Here is a 1,442-nt window from a genome sequence, read left to right on the forward strand (position 1 = left end):
ATAAAAAAAGCTGAGTAACATTTTAAAAAAAATGTTTTACTCAGCTCTCTTTTTTGTATAATATAGTCACCACAACAATTTATACAAAGGAGACATACATGCAATTAAAACATATATTCTCTAACATTAATATAGCAAATTTACTTCTAAAAATCAAAAAATATTTTAATGATCAGCATTTTGCTAATATTTCTGAAACTATTCTAAAATTTCAAGCTTGTTCCCTTGAGAAATGCTTTGCTCTTTATCAATGTCCTATTTGTAAAGCGACTCATAAATTTAAAGTTACTTGTAAATCTAGACTTTGTCCTTCATGCGGTAAAAAATATTCTGCTATTTGGGCTGAAAAAACTGCTAGTTCCCTTATTGATGTTAAACATAGAGCAGTTCTTTTTACTATACCTAAAGAACTTAGAGAATTTTTCTTTTATGATAGAAATCTTTTAACTAAACTTACATATGCTATCAATGATATATTTCAATATCAATTTCATAATATTAAACGTAAAAATGAAAGAGTTCACAAAATTGGTAAGTATTCTAAAAAATATTTTACTAACTCTGATATTTTACATTATGGTTTAATTACTGTTATTCATACCTTTGGGCGCGACCTCAAATGAAATCCACATATCCATGCTATTGTTACTTTAGGTGGATTCAATAAAAATCACAAATATCTCGAAAAAAAATATTTTCATATTAATTCCATTGTTGGACAATGGAAAAAATTAGTTATTGATATTGTTAAAAATGGTAATTATGAAAATGAAAAACTAAAGAAAAAAGCTTATCATGTTGCTTCCCAACTTTATCATAAAAATACAAGATTCTTTTTTGATGTTGCTAAAAATGATTTAAATAATAATATTAAGGCTATTAAGTATATTGGTAGATATTTATCTAGGGCTCCTATCGCTGAATATAAAATTATTGATTATTCTGATGGAAATGTCACTTTCTATTACGAAGATCTTGCTAACAACAAAGAAAGAGTAGAACTAACACTAGATATTGAAACTTTTCTTTCTAAATTAATTATTCATATTCCTCCTAAACATTTTAAAATGATTAAACGTTTTGGAATTTATTCAAGAAATGTAAATAAAGAAATTAAAAGTATTATGGAAACTATGAGAAAATATGTATCCAAATACTCTAAAAGTACATTTTATCAAGTTGAAACTTGGGATACTTTTCAAGTAAATCCTTTTTATTGCTTTAAATGTCATGTCAAAATGAGAATTAAAGAAATAACATATTTTAGTAGCCGTACTGGCTCCATTCGCTATAAAGAATACTCTTATTAAACTGATTCTAATATCAGTTTTTTTCGCTTATAAAAATTTAGGATTTTTTTACTTTTCTACTTATTTTTGTCTATTTTCATATAAAAAATTAAAAAATTTTTATATAAAATCAATTTATAATTTCCTTAGAAA

Annotated in this window: 2 protein-coding genes; both read left to right on the forward strand. The window is 24.4% G+C overall.

Translation table 11 applies throughout. The features are described from left to right. The first annotated feature begins 98 nt into the window (after window positions 1–98). Entirely contained in the window at window positions 99–623 is a 525-nt protein-coding gene (locus I6E17_RS09790) for a transposase zinc-binding domain-containing protein (RefSeq protein WP_170187693.1), read from the forward strand. A gap of 9 nt (window positions 624–632) precedes the next feature. Then, window positions 633–1,310: a transposase gene (locus I6E17_RS10060; protein ID WP_353936778.1), complete on the forward strand. Its 678-nt coding sequence runs from the start codon at window positions 633–635 to the stop codon at window positions 1,308–1,310. Window positions 1,311–1,442: the final 132 nt, after the last annotated feature.

Origin of the sequence: Fusobacterium perfoetens (assembly GCF_021531595.1) — a bacterium.
Taxonomy (GTDB): Bacteria; Fusobacteriota; Fusobacteriia; order Fusobacteriales; family Fusobacteriaceae; genus Fusobacterium_B.